The 18,953-nt window shown below is 36.8% G+C and carries 19 protein-coding genes; 13 read left to right on the top strand and 6 right to left on the bottom strand.

Features of this window, described 5'->3' with window-relative positions; translation table 11 throughout:
• The first annotated feature begins 88 nt into the window (after positions 1–88).
• Positions 89–988, top strand: a complete 900-nt coding sequence (locus tag QYB95_RS03975; RefSeq protein ID WP_301136838.1) for a LysR family transcriptional regulator — start codon at positions 89–91, stop codon at positions 986–988.
• A gap of 137 nt (positions 989–1,125) precedes the next feature.
• Here QYB95_RS03975 and QYB95_RS03970 read toward each other — a convergent pair whose 3' ends face one another.
• Positions 1,126–1,923 carry an IclR family transcriptional regulator domain-containing protein gene (locus QYB95_RS03970; protein WP_301136837.1) on the bottom strand — a complete coding sequence of 266 codons (798 nt, stop codon included), beginning with the start codon at positions 1,921–1,923 and terminating at the stop codon, positions 1,126–1,128.
• Between the two features lie 201 nt (positions 1,924–2,124).
• Here QYB95_RS03970 and QYB95_RS03965 point away from each other — a divergent pair, with 201 nt between their 5' ends.
• The 3 genes from QYB95_RS03965 (at position 2,125) to QYB95_RS03955 (ending at position 4,845) form a co-directional block, all read left to right on the top strand.
• On the top strand, positions 2,125–2,814 hold the full coding sequence (locus QYB95_RS03965) for a CoA transferase subunit A (RefSeq protein ID WP_301136836.1): 690 nt from the start codon (positions 2,125–2,127) through the stop codon (positions 2,812–2,814).
• Between the two features lie 29 nt (positions 2,815–2,843).
• The gene (locus QYB95_RS03960) at positions 2,844–3,455 is read left to right on the top strand and encodes a 3-oxoacid CoA-transferase subunit B (RefSeq protein WP_301137057.1); all 612 of its coding nucleotides are present in this window, start codon (positions 2,844–2,846) and stop codon (positions 3,453–3,455) included.
• A 190-nt stretch (positions 3,456–3,645) separates the two neighbouring features.
• A complete protein-coding gene (locus tag QYB95_RS03955; RefSeq protein WP_301136835.1) occupies positions 3,646–4,845 on the top strand; it encodes a thiolase family protein in 1,200 nt (399 codons plus the stop codon).
• A gap of 74 nt (positions 4,846–4,919) precedes the next feature.
• Here QYB95_RS03955 and trhA read toward each other — a convergent pair whose 3' ends face one another.
• Complete coding sequence (gene trhA / locus QYB95_RS03950) at positions 4,920–5,561, bottom strand: PAQR family membrane homeostasis protein TrhA (RefSeq protein WP_301136833.1); 642 nt, start codon at positions 5,559–5,561, stop codon at positions 4,920–4,922.
• A 195-nt stretch (positions 5,562–5,756) separates the two neighbouring features.
• On the opposite strand from trhA, the gene QYB95_RS03945 reads away from it, so the two are divergent.
• The 5 genes from QYB95_RS03945 to msrB all read left to right on the top strand — a co-directional run bounded on the left by QYB95_RS03945 (position 5,757) and on the right by msrB (position 9,369).
• Positions 5,757–6,599: a DegV family protein gene (locus QYB95_RS03945; RefSeq protein ID WP_301136832.1), complete on the top strand. Its 843-nt coding sequence runs from the start codon at positions 5,757–5,759 to the stop codon at positions 6,597–6,599.
• A 236-nt stretch (positions 6,600–6,835) separates the two neighbouring features.
• The gene (locus QYB95_RS03940) at positions 6,836–7,705 is read left to right on the top strand and encodes a GDSL-type esterase/lipase family protein (RefSeq protein ID WP_301136831.1); all 870 of its coding nucleotides are present in this window, start codon (positions 6,836–6,838) and stop codon (positions 7,703–7,705) included.
• 119 nt (positions 7,706–7,824) lie between these two features.
• Positions 7,825–8,403: a YpmS family protein gene (locus QYB95_RS03935; protein ID WP_301136830.1), complete on the top strand. Its 579-nt coding sequence runs from the start codon at positions 7,825–7,827 to the stop codon at positions 8,401–8,403.
• Between the two features lie 11 nt (positions 8,404–8,414).
• Positions 8,415–8,948 carry a peptide-methionine (S)-S-oxide reductase MsrA gene (msrA, locus tag QYB95_RS03930; protein WP_301136829.1) on the top strand — a complete coding sequence of 178 codons (534 nt, stop codon included), beginning with the start codon at positions 8,415–8,417 and terminating at the stop codon, positions 8,946–8,948.
• A complete protein-coding gene (gene msrB, locus QYB95_RS03925) occupies positions 8,941–9,369 on the top strand; it encodes a peptide-methionine (R)-S-oxide reductase MsrB (protein WP_301136827.1) in 429 nt (142 codons plus the stop codon). Before msrA ends, msrB begins: the two co-directional genes overlap by 8 nt.
• Positions 9,370–9,429: 60 nt before the next feature.
• Here the strand turns inward: msrB and QYB95_RS03920 are convergent, their stop codons facing one another.
• From QYB95_RS03920 to QYB95_RS03905, 4 genes are all read right to left on the bottom strand, one after another.
• Complete coding sequence (locus QYB95_RS03920; RefSeq protein WP_301136825.1) at positions 9,430–10,575, bottom strand: Ger(x)C family spore germination protein; 1,146 nt, start codon at positions 10,573–10,575, stop codon at positions 9,430–9,432.
• A complete protein-coding gene (locus tag QYB95_RS03915) occupies positions 10,572–12,032 on the bottom strand; it encodes a spore germination protein (RefSeq protein ID WP_301136824.1) in 1,461 nt (486 codons plus the stop codon). The genes QYB95_RS03920 and QYB95_RS03915 overlap by 4 nt, the downstream gene beginning before the upstream one ends.
• A complete protein-coding gene (locus QYB95_RS03910; RefSeq protein WP_301136822.1) occupies positions 12,033–13,166 on the bottom strand; it encodes a GerAB/ArcD/ProY family transporter in 1,134 nt (377 codons plus the stop codon).
• Positions 13,167–13,290: 124 nt separating this feature from the next.
• On the bottom strand, positions 13,291–15,012 hold the full coding sequence (locus QYB95_RS03905; RefSeq protein WP_301136821.1) for a methyl-accepting chemotaxis protein: 1,722 nt from the start codon (positions 15,010–15,012) through the stop codon (positions 13,291–13,293).
• A gap of 131 nt (positions 15,013–15,143) precedes the next feature.
• On the opposite strand from QYB95_RS03905, the gene QYB95_RS03900 reads away from it, so the two are divergent.
• The 4 genes from QYB95_RS03900 to QYB95_RS03885 all read left to right on the top strand — a co-directional run bounded on the left by QYB95_RS03900 (position 15,144) and on the right by QYB95_RS03885 (position 18,896).
• Positions 15,144–15,365 (top strand): YozE family protein, encoded by a 222-nt coding sequence (locus tag QYB95_RS03900; RefSeq protein ID WP_301136820.1) that lies wholly within the window; start codon positions 15,144–15,146, stop codon positions 15,363–15,365.
• A gap of 121 nt (positions 15,366–15,486) precedes the next feature.
• Positions 15,487–16,191, top strand: coding sequence for a purine-nucleoside phosphorylase (deoD, locus tag QYB95_RS03895; RefSeq protein WP_301136819.1), 705 nt, complete (start codon positions 15,487–15,489; stop codon positions 16,189–16,191).
• A 180-nt stretch (positions 16,192–16,371) separates the two neighbouring features.
• Complete coding sequence (locus QYB95_RS03890) at positions 16,372–17,871, top strand: lmo1851 family serine protease (protein WP_301136818.1); 1,500 nt, start codon at positions 16,372–16,374, stop codon at positions 17,869–17,871.
• A 122-nt stretch (positions 17,872–17,993) separates the two neighbouring features.
• Positions 17,994–18,896 carry a CobW family GTP-binding protein gene (locus QYB95_RS03885; RefSeq protein ID WP_301136817.1) on the top strand — a complete coding sequence of 301 codons (903 nt, stop codon included), beginning with the start codon at positions 17,994–17,996 and terminating at the stop codon, positions 18,894–18,896.
• Positions 18,897–18,953 lie beyond the last annotated feature (57 nt).

Genomic DNA, 18,953 nt, shown 5'->3' with positions numbered 1-18,953 from the left:
CCTTATTGATTATATAGTTAAATAACTTTAATGTATAATTACAATTATTAATATTAATATTAGTTAAAATAATATATGGGAGATAACTATGAATTTTGAACAACTGGAATACTTAAAAGAAATTGTTGAAACAAAATCCATGTCAATTGCCGCCAAAAATCTGCATGTCACTCAATCAGCGATCAGCCAATCGATTTCTTTATTGGAAAAAGAATTTGGAGTTTTGTTATTTAAAAGATCCCGAAACGGTACGATTCCTACAAATGAAGGCAAAGTGATCATCGCAAAGGTCCTTGAAGTATTAAAAAAAACTGATGAACTAAAAGAGGAAATACAATCTTTAACATCTTCCTATAATGGAGAGCTGAAAATTGCTACAGTACCTAGTATATTTATGACTTATTTACCGAAAGCACTATCGAAATTTAATAAGGATTTTCCACAAATAAAAGTAACGATCATTGAAATGGATAATAGAGATGTGATAGAGGAGGTGCATCAAGATAGAGCGGACTTGGGATTAATTGCTCTTTTTAGTTCAGTCGAGCAAAAATTAGCTGAACATATTGCCTTTCATTCATTGCATTCCAATGGCACATTCAATGTGATTGTCCCCAAAGATTCTGCATTAGCTTTTAGTAAAGAACTTGAATTAAAGGAGATTAAAGAATACCCATTTGTTATCTATGGGAAAAACTTCTACAAGAGTTTAATGGAAGATTTCGAAAAAAAATACGGACCTTTAAATGTGATTTTTAAATCAACGAACTCGGAGGTAATCAAGAAGGCTGTATCGGAAGGGGTGGGCATTAGTTTGTTTTCAAGTTTGATGTTAATAGATGATCCCTACTTGGAAGGTGGTCGGATTGTCTCTATTCCCCTCACTGGATATCCACTTAATTTCAACCTATCTTTCGGCGGCATTTACTCAAAAATTCGCAGCCAATCGAGATTAATAAGAAAGTTCCTGGAATATTTCGAGGTTTAACTACCCTAAATCAATCGAAAACTATATCAAAACCTTCAAAGGAGTTTTATAATTTTATATCGAAAAGCGGAAGGGAAAATCGTGAATATAAAAGATAAGCTAGATCCTTAAGAAGGAATCTAGCTTATCTTTATCTGCTAATAACTTCGAATCGGACATAAGTCGCCAATTTTTCTTGATGTTTCTTTCAATAACGGCAAGAAATTATTTCGAAGTTCCTCTGTTGAAACACGGCCGGCATGTACGGAACAATTGATGGCAGCAACAACCTTGCCTTGTTGATTAATTATGGGAACAGCTATAGAACGTAATCCATTTTCAAACTGTTGATCAACCCCGGCCCATCCCTTTTCTTGTACATCCTTCAAGATAGTGATTAACTCTTCTTTACTCTCTACCGTATTTTCCGTAAACTTCACTAAATTCAAATCCTTTAGAATCTCTCGTAATTCTCCCTCTGGTAAATGGGCAAGGAGAACTTGTCCCATGGAAGTTGCAAATGCCGGTAATTGGGAACCAATATCCAGATTAATGGACATAATACGTTTTTTTGAAACCCGGGCAACGTAAATGATTTTATCACCATCGAGAATGGAAATAGAACTTGATTCACCAGTTGTATTCGCAAAGTTTTGCATGAAAGGGATGGCAAATTGCCATGAAGAAGATTGTGCCGATAAATATGCATTACTCAAAGTAACAATCTTTGGGGTTAATGCGTATTTTCCATGGTTTGCAAAAACAAAGCCCAAATATTCTAAAGTGAGCAAAATTCTTCTTGCGGTAGGCCTGCTTAATCCAGTTATTGAGGCAACTTCGGAAACGCTTAAAAGTTGGTTTTCGGTTGTAAAGGATTGCAATACTTGTAATCCTCTATCTAGTGATTGTACATAGTCCTTACTATTTTTGAAATTATCAAAAAATTCAATTGACAATTTGAACACCTCTTAGTTAATATAAAATTGTACATATAACGTACTGATGTACGAATAGTGTACATCAGCTATTCGTATTTAGCAATGAAAACATTACTTTATGATTTTTGAATATCTAGAATTGAATGCGCTCTCATTCCAAAAGTTAGTTTGAGCTAAGTGATTCATTGAAAGTATAGTGCGAGTTAGGGGAGCTGAAAAATGGTGGATAAAATAAAATCGTCGATGAGTGAAGCGTTGGAACCAATTAAAGACGGTGACACAATATTAGTAGGAGGATTTGGGCTAATTGGTGCGCCACTTACATTGATTGAAGAACTCACAAAAAAAGACGTAAAAAATTTAACGATTGTAAGCAATAATTTAGGAGAATCAGGGAAAGGGCTAGGGATTCTTCTGAACCAAAATAAAATTAAAAAAGCAATAGGTTCCTATTTTACGAGTAATCGTGATGTGGGAGAAAAATATCAAAATGGTGAGTTGGAACTACAGCTTCTGCCGCAAGGTACATTAGCTGAAGCTATACGGGCAGGCGGTGCAGGTATTGGCGGTTTTTATACAAAAACGGCTGTGGGAACAGACTTGGCAATCGGAAAAGAACAGCGTGAAATAGATGGCGAAGTGTATGTATTGGAAAAACCTATAAAAGGAAATGTAGCGTTAATTCGTGCTCATAAAGCAGATCGATTAGGAAATCTGGTCTATTATAAAACAGCCCGAAATTTTAATGCATTAATGGCAACAGCAGCAGACTATGTTGTAGTGGAAGTAGATGAAATTGTTGACGGCGGAGGGCTGGATCCGGAGGAAATCGCAACTTCCCATCTATTCGTGGATGCAATTGTAAAAGCAGAAATGATTTTGACAAAAGAGGGGGTTGTTGCACGGTGATAACAAATGCCAAGAATGGAATTCAGCATATGATCGCTAGGAGAGTAGCCTCTGCCATTCCTTCTTTAAGTATTGTAAATTTAGGGATCGGAATTCCAACACTTGTAGCTCAATATATAGATGATCCCAAGATATACTTTCATACGGAGAACGGCTTGTTGGGAGTAACGGATGTAGGAGAAGAAGATATAGATCCTAATCTTGTAAATGCCGGCAAAATTCCGGTAGGTCAAGCGATTGGGGCATCTTTTTTTAACAGTGCTGATTCTTTTGCCATGATTCGTGGAGGCCATGTTGATGTAGCGATATTAGGTGCCCTGCAAGTAGACGCAACAGGAGTTATTGCTAATTGGGCGGTTCCTGGTAAGAACATCATAGGCGTTGGCGGAGCGATGGATCTATTAGTTGGGGCTAAGAAAGTAATTGTAACCATGACACATACCGCAAAGGACGGGTCAAGTAAATTAGTAGAAAAGTGTACGTATCCAATTACATCTACTAGACAAGTCGATATGATAGTAACTGAACTTGCTGTTTTCGAAGTAATCGAGGGTAAGCTTCACTTAGTCGAACTTATGCCTGGAGCAACGTTAGAAGAAGTAAGGAAGAATACCGAAGCTCACTTTATAGAATCACTATAGGTGAATAGGGTAGGAAGGTAATTAGATCACTAGAGGTTATTTTTAGTAGACTTACCAACTCTACATCCCCATCAACTTGTAATGCTTACCTCAGATTACCGTTCAAAACGTTTTGGGTTTGACATAGAAGCAGACGAAGAAAAAATAAAATTTTATTCCCGCCAATAATTGGCCTAAAGGAGTGATTGTGTTGAAGAACGTAGTAATTGTTGATGGCGTACGTTTAGCAATTGGAAAATTAGGAGGTTCACTAATTGATGAACCTGCAGATTATCTGGCAGCTACTGTTCTGGATGCATTAGTAGAACGGACAGGAATTGATAAAAATGCAGTGGATGAAATCATTTTAGGTCAAGCCAAACAAACTGCAGATATATCAAATATTGGACGAGTAGCATCGATACGTGCAGGTTTCCCGTTACATATACCTGGTTATACGGTGCATCGACAATGCGGCTCGGGTTTGCAGGCCGTTAATAATGCTGTCCAACAAATCCAATGTGGTTATGCTGAAATCATTATTGCGGGTGGTGCTGAATCTATGAGCACAGCACCCTATTATGTAAATGGTACTCGTTTCGGCACTAAAGCTGGAAATGTGGAACTTAAAGACCCAAATACAGCAAGTCAAGCAGGTTCGCAGCCCTATGAAGAATACGGTAATCTATCAATGGGCTATACAGCCGAAAATATAGCAGAAAAATACAATATTCCACGTGAAAAACAAGATGCCTTTGCCCTATCTTCTCAGGAAAAAGCAGAAGCAGCCATTAAAAGTGGAAAATTTAAAGAAGAAATCGTACCTTACACAATCAAAACACGTAAAAGCGAAATTGTATTTGACACGGACGAACATCCTCGTACGACTACTTTGGGGGCATTAGGGAAATTAAAGCCTGTTTTTAAAACCGGTGGAACTGTTACAGCCGGAAATTCCAGTGGTCGAAATGATGGGGCAGCAGCACTTCTGGTCATGAGTGAAGAAAAGGCGGATGAGTTAGGGGTGACACCAATGGTTCGTGTGATTGCACAGGCTGCTGTTGGATGTGATCCGCTATACATGGGGATGGGGCCGGTCCATGCAACACAAAAAGCATTAAAACAAGTGAATCTATCTATTGATGATATTGATGTAGTTGAATTAAATGAAGCATTTGCAGCACAATCCATTGCATGTATCGAAAAACTCGGCATTGACGAAGCGAAAGTAAATCCAAATGGAGGAGCCATCGCATTGGGCCACCCCATCGGAGCAACAGGTGCCATCCTCGCAACAAAGTTAATACATGAGCTAGTCCGTTCCAACAAACGTTTTGGGTTAATCACTCTCTGCATTGCTGGTGGATTAGGCATCGCAACAATTGTGGAAAATGTACAATATAATCTTTAAGATGAAATCTCGGGTACGATTAATGTATTCGAGTTTTTTATTGTATTAGAAACTTTTTCTGACAATATTCCTCTTTACAGGTAAACCGCCACGCATATAACTAAGCAAGCACATCCGCCAATAACAAATAAATGCCAGATCGCATGATTATAAGGAAGCTTTCGCCAAGCATAAAAGACTGCTCCAAAAGTAAATAGTAATCCACCTGAGAGTAATACTGTAAATCCATCAAATTGCAAAAATTCATAGAGTGGTTTAATGGCGAAAATGATTAGCCATCCCATGGCAATATAAAGAATTAATGAGAATGTCTCAAATTTATGAATGAATAAACATTTAAAAACAACGCCAAATACAGCAATTGTCCAGATAATGCTGAGCAAAACAATTCCAAGTGCCCCATCAATCGCAATTAGCAAAAAAGGTGTATAGCTTCCGGCAATCAGAATGTAAATTGATGAGTGATCTAATATAGAAAAAAATCGTTTATATTTTTCCGGCATACTATGCAATAAAGTTGACATGAGGAATAAAAGGACAAGCGATCCTCCAAATACCGAATAGGAGACAATTTGGATGGCACTGCCTTTTTGAACCGCCAGCAAGATTAAAATCACGCAAGTGGGTATACTTATAAATAGGCCAATTCCATGAGTAATGGCATTCCATAATTCTTCTTTCCAATTTTTATAGTCAAAAGCTTCGTTAGTATTCATTCATCTCACTCCTTATGGGTACACTTTACTTGAATAATAAATGAGTGAATACTATCATTTGTCATATTATAATTTTTGTAATTGTGAACAATTAATACACAATCTATATTTTTGATGAAATCGATTACATTTATCATTATTCCAATATGCATATTTGTATTATAATACTTCTAATATATTAAAGGATGTGTCATTTTGGGACGAATTCATATTGTTACAGATTCAACTTGCGATTTAACAAAAGAAGAACTAATGGAACATGACATTAAAGTCGTACCTTTAACAATTCAAATCGATGGAAAAACATATACGGATGGGCTGGATGTAGAGCCTGTATCATTTTTGGAGTTAATGAGAAACTCAAAGGAATTGCCTAAAAGCTCTCAGCCAGCACCAGGTAAATTCAAAGAACTTTATGATGAACTTGGAAAAGATGGCGATCAAGTAATATCGATTCACATGACGGGTTCAATGAGTGGAACTGTGGAGTCTGCTAGACAAGCAGCACAATTGAGCGATTCGGATGTAACCGTATTTGATTCTCGCTATATTGCAATCGGACTTGCTATACAACTTCGCGAGGCCATCAAGCTGCGTGATGCTGGTGCGACAGTAGAACAAATCATTGCACGCTTGGATGAAGTCAGAAAAAACACTAGATTATTTGTCGTGGTTGATAAATTAGATAACCTTATTAAAGGTGGGCGTATTGGGAAAGGGAAAGGTATGATTGGTTCCTTATTAAATATTAAGCCAATTGCCACACTTGATGACGGATCTTATACACCAGTTGCAAAGGCTAGAAGTCATAAACAAGTTATTAGTTATTTATTTAAACAATTCAATGAAGATGTAGAAGGAAAGACAGTTAAGGCTGTCGGGATTTCTCACGCAGACGGATTAGAAACACTGGGTAAACCGCTTATCGAGCTAATCCAATCTACTGGATTCAAGGATGTCGAAGTTAAATTTACTTCACCAATTATTAGTACACATACAGGACCTGGTGCAATTGGGTTTATCTATTTCGCTGAATAATAATAAGAAATCCTGCTATCATTCGCTCATATACTATGAGTAGAATGATAGCTTTTTTAATTTCTAAATAGTTTTCACATACAAAACTGTACAATTGCTCAAATTAAATATATTACATCGAAACAAACAAAGACGTCGCTGATTTATTTTACGAAAAAATGTTTATGAAAGGAGTAATCATCCTGAAGAAAATAACTATTCTCATCATATACTGTTGCACTTTACTTCTGGGTTGTATGAACGTAATGAAAGAAGCTGAACAAGAAGCAGTAGCATCAAAGGCTGAAATTACAAAGACTGAAGAAAAATATAATGAAGAAGCAAAACATCCAGCAGAAGATACAAAAGAGGAAACAATAGCAACTGCAGCATTGCAGGAAAGTGTAGAAGAGGAATTATCTGATGAGGTTGAATTGGAAAATCCCTCCAACATAAACGCAGACCCATCAAAATTATATTATTTGGCTCTGGGAGACTCACTAACAAAAGGTGTAGGGGATGAAGAACAAAAAAGTGGATATACTAAAAGATTAGTGGAGAAGATTGAACAATGGTCAGATGTAAAGGAAGTAATACTGGACAATAGAGGGAAACGTGGACGAAGAAGTGATCAATTACTAAGGCTTATTCAGAAAGGCCACTACGACAATGAAATTAAAAATGCTGAACTTATTACCATAACAATCGGTGGTAATGATATTATGAAAGTAGTTAAAAAAGATTTGTTTGAGTTGAAAAAAAAATACTTCGAAGATGAATTAATCACTTTTGAAGAGCGTTACAACCTGATTTTAGAAGAAATACGTTTAAAAAATCCAGAGGTCCCAATAGTCGTGATTGGGCTCTATAACCCTTTCTCAATCATCACGGATGAAATCACCGAATTTGAATCAATCATAACGGAATGGAATAAAACAATTCACACTACTTCCAAAACCTATAACAACACATGCTTTGTGGACATTCAAGATTTGTTTGATGAAAATGCTAATTTGGTTTATCATACAGATTTCTTCCATCCAAACGGATATGGATATACAATTATGACTGAACGTATTCTATCCATGATAAAATCCTGTCAGATTGAAGATATTTCCAAGGGTTAATCTTATCCGATCAAAAAGTTCCAATAAGATTAACCTTTTCCTTTGTGCATGATTTCATCTGGCAGAAAAGGGTACATAGTTTCAATGGGAAAAGTGACTTAGAGGAGTGAGTAGGGAGAATGAATAAATGGAAAGTCGCCTTTTTTATTTTGACGGGTGCTATCATATTATTTTTTACAGTATTAATTTATTGGGCGACTTCCCCAACCGAAGATGTTCAAATTGACAACGAAAGTGTGGCTGTAAATCCGACTGATAGTGTATTGCTTGTTGAGGCCACTGCCGATGATATCGAAAAAATTGCAATGGGCTATTTACAAAAAGAACTCGCGAATAGCCCGGTCCCGATTGATATTGATGTTGACCAGTCAATTGAATTAAAGAGTGAACTAACAGTTTTTGGTTTTACTGTACCGTTCGCAATGCAATTTGATCCGCTTGTGACAAAAGACGGGAATATTCAATTAAAGCAAAATTCCGTTAATGTTGGTAATATAAATTTAGAACCGTTTACGGTTTTGAAACTAATGAACGATGCCGTTGCTTTCCCCGAGTGGATTGTTGTCCGACCAAATGATGAAGAAATCTTTGTCGATTTGTCAGACCTAGAAGTAATGAGTGGGGCTCGAGTGAAAGCAAAGGAAATCGACTTGGAAAATAACCGTGTATTATTGGAGGTTATTGTACCAAATGAATAGGGGGTTTACGATTGAGCAAAGAAATTGCAACATTTGCCGGAGGTTGTTTTTGGTGTATGGTAAAGCCTTTTGATGAGCAACCAGGGATAGAAAAAGTTATTTCAGGCTATACAGGTGGTCATGTTGAAAATCCTACTTATCAGCAGGTGTGTTCTGAAACAACCGGACATTTAGAGGCAGTACAAATTACTTTTGATCCAACTCTTTATCCATATGAGAAATTGGTGGAGACATATTGGACCTTAATTGATCCGACAGATGCTGGCGGTCAATTTTATGACCGTGGTGAATCTTATACAACCGCAATTTTCTATCATAATGAGGAACAGAAAGAAACTGCAGAGCAGTCAAAGGCTCGACTCGAGGAGTCAGGTAAATTTAACAAACCGATTGCCGTAAAAATTTTGCCTGCCAAAACCTTCTATCCGGCAGAGGATTACCATCAACAATACTACAAGAAAAATCCAATGCATTATGAACGCTATCAAATAGGTTCAGGACGAGCTGCATTTATTCAACAACATTGGGGGAATCGACATGAATAAAGATGAGAAATTGAAGCAACTAACCGAAATGCAATACTATGTAACACAACAACAAGGAACAGAGCCGCCATACCAAAACGAATTTGATCAGCATTTTGAGGAAGGCATCTACGTGGATATCGTTTCTGGAAAACCTCTATTTAGTTCGAAAGATAAATTCGACGCCGGCTGCGGATGGCCAAGCTTTGCCAAACCCGTTGAGGCAAATGAAGTAACAGAGCATTTTGATACTTCCCATGGCATGAGAAGAGTGGAAGTTCGAAGTAAAACGGCCGATTCACATTTAGGACATGTTTTCCCGGACGGCCCACATGAATTGGGTGGTTTGCGTTATTGCATTAATTCGGCAGCACTTCGCTTTGTACCAAAAGATAGATTAGAAGAAGAGGGCTACGGAGAGTATTTACAGTTATTTAGGTAAGTAGAGGGAAAGGTGGAGAAGAACTCCACCTTTTTTTTTATGTTGCCCCAATTTTGTGCTTTATTGAATTGTATTTTCAAAAGATTTTCGACCTGTATCAATCTTTTGAACATGAATGTTAATATTTCTAATTGAATCTTCTGTTAATACCACTTTTCCATCCTTCTCAAGCTTCTTATACACATTTACATGCTTTCGGTAGAGAATCTCTGTTAGTCCATAAATATCAACCTCTTTTTCCAGTCCTTTTTGGTAAGTATCTTTAATTTCTTTTTTTATTTGTTTAACAATCCCTTTTGCAATTTCTTTTGTCGTCAGGTCTCCGGTAAAACTTCCTAATGACGCTGTTAAAGAAATATTGATGTCAAATTGTACACTGTTTCCATTTACAATTGGTTCTATTTTTGATTTGAGATTTTTTACTGTAGTGGAGAAGTTTTTATTATTTTCTGATGTAGATGTAACTCGAGCTGAGATTGTTTTGTTAATTAGCCATTTTAGCCCTTCTGCATCATGGTCCTTTACAAACCCTTTAAAATCTTTATTAGACAACATACCAACACCTGCTGTCTCAACGCTTTTACTTGGATTTTTTTGGTTCTTCCAATCATCCTTAAGTCGAACGTAGGGAAGATTTACTGCGTAAGGAGGGTCATTTAACGAGATGATAAGTTCTCGAATAGTAACTGGGTCGATAAAGGATTGTTGTTTAAATGAATTTAATGGATCTGCCAATCTAGATAATGTGATTGAACGTCTTAACAAGGGTACGGTTGTAAGAAACTCCGATAAAGGCTCGTCTGTGGAATAGATCCACGTTTGATATCTTGTATCGATAAATCGTGTAAGTTCATTGATAACAGGAGTAGCCCTATTCTCTTTTAAACTATTTTCGCTAAATATCAAAAATGTAAAGTGCCCCCAATATAATTCTTCATCGATTGCTTTATAAAGATTTGAGAAAGCTTCACTGACTGTTTTCCCTTTGAAAGAGTTTACCTCAGTCTGAATGACATCTTGATTTACTTGTTCGGATTTCGCTACATTTGAAAAGCTGATTATTTGAACATAGAACTCGTATAAGCCTTCTTTATAATCGACGGCGGCTCCATGTATATAGTACATTCTTTCGTTTTCATTTAAATCCCAACAACCAGATAAAAAAAAGGAGAAGCAGAGCAATAATATTAACCTGATTTTTTTCATTTATTATCCTCATTGTGGTTTCTTGTGTCATCCTGGGGATCAAGCATATTAGGACGTTCCGAATATTTTGGTACTGCTTGTCTAAAAAGTGCTTTTTTAATACTCTGCCAACTTAAGTCAGCTGTAATATCCAAATAAGGAGTTCCAAAAATACGGATATTAGCGATATATAGAAGGAGTATATAAATACAAATAAAGAAGCCGAATAAGCCGAATAGGGATGTTACCAATATAAAAGTGATTCTTAGGATACTAACCATAGTTACAAGAGATTGGTTAACAATCGAATAGGAAGAAATTGTTGATAGTGCAATAACGACAACCATAGCAGGACTGGTAATACCCGCACGTATAGCCGCATCCCCAATAATTAAACCACCTACAACACCTACTGTTGTACCGATTTTTGTAGGCATTCTTAAGCCGGCTTCACGGAACAATTCAAAAATAACTATTAAGATTAACATTTCCAGGACAGCAGGAAAAGGCAGGCCTCTATTTGCAATTACAACTGTTGCAAGTAATTGAAGAGGTAACTGATCTTGATGGAAAAGTGTTAAGGCCAACCAAAAAGCAGGTAGCGCAATACCAAGTAAAACGCCGAGTAACCGCAACATTCTTTCGAAAGAACTAAAAATAATTGTGTTTTCGTTATCTTCGGACGTTTTCAGCAAATAGAAAAAATTTATAGGTGTTATTACTGCGTAGGGGGTACCATCAACGATAATTATAAAACGGCCCCTGATTAACGATTGAATTGCAAAATCAGGCCTTCCAGTTGAGTTGGTGGAGGGCATGACCCAGTTTTTTTTATTAACAAACTCCATTAAAGATTCTGCACCAATAATAATATCTGTATCAATTTTCTTAAATTGCTTCTTTAACTCCTTTAAAATATCCTTATTTGCAATATCATCCATATACATAATTGCTACTTCAGTTTTTGATCGTTTTCCTACGTTAAATTTCTCAACACAAAGGGAATTTGTAGGTAAACGTTTTCGAATAAGCGCAATATTAGTAGATAAATCTTCAATAAAGTTGTCTCGAGGACCTTTCACCAATACTTCCATATTTGTTTCTTCAGGTGTCCGATTAGGTTTTCGTGAGATGTTGCATGAATAAAGCATTTTAGATTCATTAAAAAAAATTAAAATATTGCCGCTGTATACCTTAGAAATAATTTCATCTTGATCCGTAATCCTTTGTATATCTGGAATAGGCAATCGCTCAATCATTTGATTATTTACTTGAGTGGAATTTTTATCCTTAAATAGGTCCTCAATATTGGGCAGTACGATCGTATAAAGCATTTGTTGGTCAACCATTGAATCACATTTAATGCAAAATACAGTGGATTGGTTAAACGTGAACTCATTGAAAATAACATCTGCCGATTTATTAAAAAGTTTCTTTAGCGTAGATATATCCAATTCTTGTTGTCCACTTAAGTTCATCTAACTTTCACTACTTTCTTTTTTTTGATTTTTCTGTGGACGCTGCTCCAATTTATTTTTTTTTCTGCTAGAAATCAAAGCCAAGATTCCTAGTAGTAGTGAAAATGATAGAAAGAACAAAAAGGTAATAATCAACATTTCGTTGCCGTTTAAATGCAAAAAAAGACTATTATCTAAACTAGCTATAATTAAACATATCAATAGAAATGGGAAAAACATGAAATTCCATATTTTCTTCCTTTGTCCAGTCCAATTCAATATATCGCTGGCGATAAATAACAGTAAACTAACGCGAATAAATGTACCAGTAAGCCATTGATAGATCGATAGGAAGTCCATATGCTCTATAAAACGGCCAATCGTTACTAATGCCCATTCTTCATAGGCAGGGTATCTTTGCCTTGCTGCCTCTTCTGGGCCAAATTCTACTATCGCCCCTAAAAGTGGGCCGAGTGTAAGCCCGGTCAATATGAACAGCATAATTGCCAGATGAGTCCATTTTAGCTTGCTTTTAAAATGGTGTTGAATAAATAAGAGTAAAAATAATTCTATAAATCCTGAAGCGGGGTATACTATTCCTTTAAATACAGGACTCATCCCATGTTCCAGGAAAGGTTGTATCAGGCTATAATCTTTGACTTGTATATTTGCAATTGCTACGTAGAATCCGAAAATTACGACGAATAATAATACAAATGTATTAACAATCACTATGGTCAGCATATTTGTTGAGATCAACAAGAAACAAAGAATTACATAAACGATTAAAAGGGCTAATTCTGGAGTCTTGGGAAGGAAAGTAGAATTAATCCAGAGTAATGTTTCACGCATAGAAAAAGCTGCAATAATAAATATAAACACTACAACACTGTACAAAAATATGGAGCTTGCTCCTTTACCTACTCTTTGAGTAAGCCATTCTTTTATCGGTTTTTGCTCCGTCTTATTATGGATAAAGAGAACTAAAAATAACCACGGAAACATAATTACAGCTGCAAGAATAACAGACATCCAGCCATCTCTTTTTACATGGTCCAATAATGGCGGCAGGATTGTCACATGATTTTTCAAGCCAATGAAAGTCATTACTAAAAATATGACATGTAAAATGCCGATTTTACCGATTTTATGCATGATTTTACCTCTAACATTTTCTTAAAAGTATTGACATGCATTTAAAGAAATATAAGAACGGATGAATATACGATATCCAAATAAAAAACTCGTGAGGATTCATGCGTTTCCTCACGAGTTTTCATTAAATCTTAAATTCATTTACAATCGTACGTAATTCATCGGCTTGTTTTGCTAATTCAGCAGCAGAAGCAGTAATTTCTTGCATTGAAGCAGATCCTTGTGCCGCAGCAGAGGCAGATTTTTCTGTATTCATCGCTGTATTTTCCGCAATATTATTTACTTCAACAAATGAAACAGCAACTTCACTGCTGGTATTCAAAGTAATCGAGATATTATCGGCCATCGAAGTAATTATTTTATTTGTTGTTGCTGTGTGATTTAAAATATCTTGTAAAACCCTGTTTGTTTCATTGGCCACTTCTACTCCGCGGATAACTGTGTTTACACCCTGGTGATTCTGGGTAATGATCGACTCAACTTCGTGGTGTATTGATGATATGATTTCCTTAACTTCGTTTGCTGCATTTTGAGATTGGTCTGCAAGTTTTCTAACTTCATTAGCCACAACAGCAAATCCCTTGCCATGTTCACCAGCTCGTGCCGCTTCAATTGCTGCATTTAGCGACAGCAAATTCGTTTGTTCGGCAATTGCCGTAATCGTGCTGATTATGGAGGTGATATCTTTGGATTTTCTACCTAAAGCTTCTACCGTAGTAGAGGTATTTGCCATAATTTCTTCTATTGATAGCATCACTTCCGAGGAGTGTTTAACGGATTGGCTCCCTAATTCTGCCGCATCCTTCATCTCTTCTGCTGAATGTTTTACTCTGGTAGCCTCGGTTTCCAGGTCACGCATCAATCCTTCAAGGCTCTGCATTTTCAGGATGGAAGCATGTGTACGAGATTGTGTATCATCACTATCTGCCGCAATTTCCTGTGAATTGTTGGCAATATCAATAATTGTTTTTGAATTTTCCTCGGCAAGAGCCATCAACTCTTGGGAGCTTGCAGAGACGTTTTCTGCTAGATTTGAAACTTTTTTCACAAGATTTGAAATGGAGTCGATCAAAAAGTTTGTAGAGCTCGCAATATGAGCAAATTCATCCTTTGTTTTAATGTTCACCCTTCGAGTCAAATCTCCACCCGCTTTAGCAATTTCCAGAATGGAGCGATTGATTTTATATGTATTTTGGCGAATACTCTTAAACAAAAGGTAACCAAAAGAAACAGTCAAAATTGCAGCTAAAGCCGTCAGTACAATGGAAGTGGTGCGAGTAAATTTTGTAAATGTTTGCAACTCGTCAATCTTGTCCATGTTTTTGGTTTCCAATAATGCAATTAATTGTTCTGTATACTCATTAATATAGGACTTAAGGCTGTCGGCATCATTAAGAGCCATTACTTTTTGGGCACTCTCAAAACCATGATCCCGTCTTGCTTCTATAACTCTCGAAGAATAATTGTTATAGACAACATAGTATTGATCAATTAGTGCAAGCATTTCTTTCTCTTCCGGGCGGTTTTCAAAAGTAGAATGAAATTCCTTCATTCGTTCATCAATCGATTCTTTCATGGTTTGATAATTTCCCAAAATATCATCCTGTGCATGGATAATATAGGCTAGTTCAAAGTTTGATAACTGAGAAATATCACTTGCGAGCTTATTAATTTGAACTTGTTCTTCAAGGTTCTCTTCAGCAAAATTAGATAAACTATCTTGGAGATTTGAAATATTAATATAGGACAAAGTTTGCATTCCTATGATTATAGCAAGTAAAATGCTGAATAGAAGCACAACTCGACCACGTATTAAGTGGTAGAACCTAGTTTTTCCTTTTTCCACTAAAATCACCAGCTTTTCTAATTATTAGTATTTATAAAATTTTACATTATATTCAGAAAATTTACTATATAAAAAAGAAAAAAGTCCTAATATGAAAAATATAATTTAGGCTGAAAGTAAGGAGTGTTGGAATGATTGAGAGTTTTTATCGATTTATTCTTTCCTATAGAGGAGGGGATTTAAAAGATCCGAAGTCCCGTTTTGCAGAGGGTGCCTTTATGGATCATAGTTTTCCTAAAGGGAGTACTTCATTTGAGGAGTTATCCAGCTATATAGAAACATTGGCAGATGAGCATATGACAACGCAGGTATTCGATGAATTATGGGAATTATATCAAATGAAATACCGATAGTGAATTGTGGTATATAAAATAACCAAGATTGCAAGATATGTATTAAAAGGTAAATCATTGCACAAAGCTAAAAAAGCAAGTATATTTTAAGATGAGATAATTTTGGAAAGAGGGATTGCTAATGAGTATCCATATTAATGCAAAACAAGGTGACATCGCCGAAACAATTTTATTGCCTGGAGATCCATTACGTGCAAAATATATTGCGGAAACGTTTTTAGAAGATGTAACATGCTACAACGAAGTACGTAATATGTTCGGATATACTGGTACATATAAAGGAAAACGTGTCTCAGTTCAAGGTACAGGTATGGGTGTACCATCCATTTCAATTTATGCCACGGAGTTAATGCAGGATTACGGGGTACAGAAATTAATCAGAGTAGGTACTTGTGGAGCAATCCAGAAAGATGTGAAAGTTCGTGACGTCATCATTGCACAATCTGCTTCAACTGACTCTAAAATGAACGAGATTATTTTTAACGGAATTGATTTTGCCCCAACAGCTGATTTTGAACTTCTGCTTAAGGCGTATAATGCTGGTGTAGAAGCTGGCTTAAACTTAAAGGTAGGAAATATCTTTACTGCCGATATGTTCTATTCAGAAGAGAACCAGAATGAAAAATTAGCTCGTTACGGTGTATTGGCTGTCGAAATGGAATCGGCTGCCCTTTATACACTAGCTGCTAAATTTGGACGTAAAGCCCTTTCTGTATTAACGGTATCAGACCACATTATTACTGGAGAGGCTACATCTTCGGAAGAACGACAAACTACATTCAATGATATGATTGTCGTAGCATTAGAGGCTGCAATTCAAGAGTAATATTTATCAAGTGCTTTGCATAATTCTTTTGGTAAGGCTGTCTATTAAATGACAGTCTTTCTTTACGTATAATGGGCAGAGATGTTAAACTTTATCAAGCAAGTTTGCCTTCGATCATCGGGGGAATTAAATTAAAGCAGATTCTTTTACGTTTGTGTAAAAATGAGAGTGGTGAATAGGATGGATGATCAAAACCCACAAGGATTTGAGAATACCGAACAAAATGAACAGCAAGAAGAACAAATAAAGCCAGCAAGAAAATTTATACGCATTAAGCCTTTTACTTTCATTATGCTGATCTTCTTAACAATTTTGCTGACAGCTGGCCTAACAATACTTGCTCTGACTTTTGGCGAGAAAAAAGTTGTTGAAGTTTCAGTTCCTGTAGAAAGAGAAGAGTTTTCGGAACTATACGATGCCTATGATGAACTTAAAAGTAAGTACTATGTCGATATTGATGAAGAAGAGGTTATTAATGGTGCAATAAACGGAATGTTTGACGCCTTGGAAGACCCCTATTCAGATTATATGGATGTGGGACAAGCTGAACAATTCAATTCAGATCTATCATCAAGTTTCCAAGGAATTGGTGCCGAAATTCAAGAACGTAATGGAAATATTGTCGTAGTGTCGCCTATCAAGAACTCACCTGCCGAAAAAGCGGGGATTCTACCAGAAGATATGATCATGACGGTAGATGGCGAAAGCATCCAAGGGATGAGTGCTTCCGAAGCGGTGCTATTGATCCGCGGTGAAAAGGGGACTCCTGTTAAGTTAACAATCCAACGTGGAGAATCTGAAGAGTTAATTGAAATGACCATTATTAGGGATGATATTCCAATCGAAACGGTATACGGTGAAATGGGAGAAGATAAAGTAGCCCATCTCCAAATTACATCTTTTAGTGAACAAACCTATGATGAATTGGAAAAATTCCTGGAAGAGTTTGATGCGGATGGGATGAAGAGCATAATTCTAGATGTTCGCCAAAATCCAGGAGGCTTTTTAACTTCTGCGATCGACATAGCAAATCTATTCCTTGATGAAGGAAAACCGATTGTACAATTGCAAGGCCGGGAAGGTGAGGCTGAGATGATGCTGGCTGAAGGCGGCAAGAAGTATCATCAACCGGTTGTGGTGTTAATTGACAATGGTAGTGCCTCTGCCTCTGAAATCTTGGCAGGTGCCTTGAGTGAATCGGCAGGCGCCAAGCTCGTTGGTTTAACTTCATTTGGTAAAGGAACAGTGCAAACTGTAAGCTATTTGCAAGATGGTGCAAACCTAAAATACACAACAGGTAAATGGCTGACACCAAATGGCAATTGGATTAATGAAAAGGGCATTAAACCCGACGAAGTGGTCGAGTATCCAGAATATGCTACTGCCTCTTATATTAATCCAGAGACAGAATTCGCTATTGGTAATGTTTCTCCCTCAGTTCGTTCGGCTGAGCAAATTTTAAGTGCACTCGGTTATGAAGTTGGCAAGATCGACGAAACATTCGACCAAGCAACGCAAGAGGCAGTTAAATCATTCCAAACAGACGAACAGTTGGAGGCAAATGGAGTACTTGCTAATGAAACTACTTTTGCATTAATGGATGCAATTAGAGAGAAAATCAAAAACGAGGATCCACATATTTTGAAAGCAAAAGATATATTAGAAGCTGAGAACGAATAGTTGTAATAAATAAGATTTATGAAAGAAGGGCTGCTTTTGTTCAAATTATGAGCAATGGGCAGCACTTTTTTTATCTATGGAAAGACGATTACTATAATTAAAGAAAAAAGGGAAGTGTTCAAATGAAAGATGTCTATTTATTCAGCGGTTTTTTAGGCAGCGGAAAAACGTCCATGCTGACACATGTCTTAAAGCAGTTGAAAGAAAAGGGCCTAAAGCCAGCTGTTATCATGAATGAACTAGGGAAGCTGCCATTTGACTCACAAGCTGTAGATGAAGAAATTCCTTTAAAAGAAATGCTTGAGGGGTGTATTTGTTGTTCAGGGGCAGAAAAAACAGAAGCACAAATACAATCGCTGCTGGCAGACAGCGAATTTGATGTACTGATTATCGAAACAACAGGCGCCGCACATCCCGTAGAAGCGTTGGATGCGGTTTATTCCCCATTATTTGCAGAAAGCCTGAATATAAAGGGGATTGTAACAGTTGCTGATAGTAAACTGTGGCTTGAACGCGCCAAACTAACCCCACAAGTCAGAAGTCTCTTTATCGAACAAATCCGGCACGCACATCTGTTATTGGCAAATAAAATGGACTTGCTTTCAGAAGCGGAGCAGGCAAAAGTAGTATTTGAAATCCAAGGTGTAAACCCTAATGCTTTTATATTACAAACGACCAATGGAAGGGTACCCTTAAATTTGCTGGAAAACTTGCAGGCAACAGCTCAAACTCCAAAAGAAGGGATTCAATCAGCAAAAATCGGAACACATTTGCACCTAAGCTCCCGTTTAATTGAACTTAAACAAAGCTTTTCGCAGGAAGAATTTGAACAATGGGTTCGTTCGCTCCCATCTACTGTCTATCGAATAAAAGGCTATGTTCCTATTGAAGGTATACGAACTCCGATGCTATTCCAGTATGCATATGGATTAGTTCAATGGATTCCTGAATATATCAGCATGCCACCCAAAATTGTCATGATCGGTGAAAATATTCAGCAAATCGAAGTGATCGGTGATAAATAAATGTAATGTGCCTGTCATATAAGTTAAGTTTTTGACTTGTATAGTAATCTCGAAAAT

The sequence above is a fragment of the Ureibacillus aquaedulcis genome (genome assembly GCF_030418165.1).
Taxonomy (GTDB): Bacteria; Bacillota; Bacilli; order Bacillales_A; family Planococcaceae; genus Ureibacillus; species Ureibacillus aquaedulcis.
Note: the sequence above shows the minus strand (reverse complement) of the source record. Positions and strands in the feature narration are given on the sequence as shown.

Coding starts and splice junctions, on each gene's coding strand:
- QYB95_RS03935 (WP_301136830.1), top strand. CDS start 7,825: ATGAATAAATGGAAAGTCGCCTTTTTTATTTTGACGGGTGCTATCATA.
- trhA (WP_301136833.1), bottom strand. CDS start 5,561: ATGAATACTAACGAAGCTTTTGACTATAAAAATTGGAAAGAAGAATTA.
- QYB95_RS03975 (WP_301136838.1), top strand. CDS start 89: ATGAATTTTGAACAACTGGAATACTTAAAAGAAATTGTTGAAACAAAA.
- QYB95_RS03960 (WP_301137057.1), top strand. CDS start 2,844: ATGATCGCTAGGAGAGTAGCCTCTGCCATTCCTTCTTTAAGTATTGTA.
- QYB95_RS03890 (WP_301136818.1), top strand. CDS start 16,372: ATGGATGATCAAAACCCACAAGGATTTGAGAATACCGAACAAAATGAA.
- QYB95_RS03900 (WP_301136820.1), top strand. CDS start 15,144: ATGATTGAGAGTTTTTATCGATTTATTCTTTCCTATAGAGGAGGGGAT.
- QYB95_RS03915 (WP_301136824.1), bottom strand. CDS start 12,032: ATGAACTTAAGTGGACAACAAGAATTGGATATATCTACGCTAAAGAAA.
- QYB95_RS03965 (WP_301136836.1), top strand. CDS start 2,125: ATGGTGGATAAAATAAAATCGTCGATGAGTGAAGCGTTGGAACCAATT.
- QYB95_RS03940 (WP_301136831.1), top strand. CDS start 6,836: ATGAACGTAATGAAAGAAGCTGAACAAGAAGCAGTAGCATCAAAGGCT.
- deoD (WP_301136819.1), top strand. CDS start 15,487: ATGAGTATCCATATTAATGCAAAACAAGGTGACATCGCCGAAACAATT.
- QYB95_RS03910 (WP_301136822.1), bottom strand. CDS start 13,166: ATGCATAAAATCGGTAAAATCGGCATTTTACATGTCATATTTTTAGTA.
- msrB (WP_301136827.1), top strand. CDS start 8,941: ATGAATAAAGATGAGAAATTGAAGCAACTAACCGAAATGCAATACTAT.
- QYB95_RS03920 (WP_301136825.1), bottom strand. CDS start 10,575: ATGAAAAAAATCAGGTTAATATTATTGCTCTGCTTCTCCTTTTTTTTA.
- QYB95_RS03885 (WP_301136817.1), top strand. CDS start 17,994: ATGAAAGATGTCTATTTATTCAGCGGTTTTTTAGGCAGCGGAAAAACG.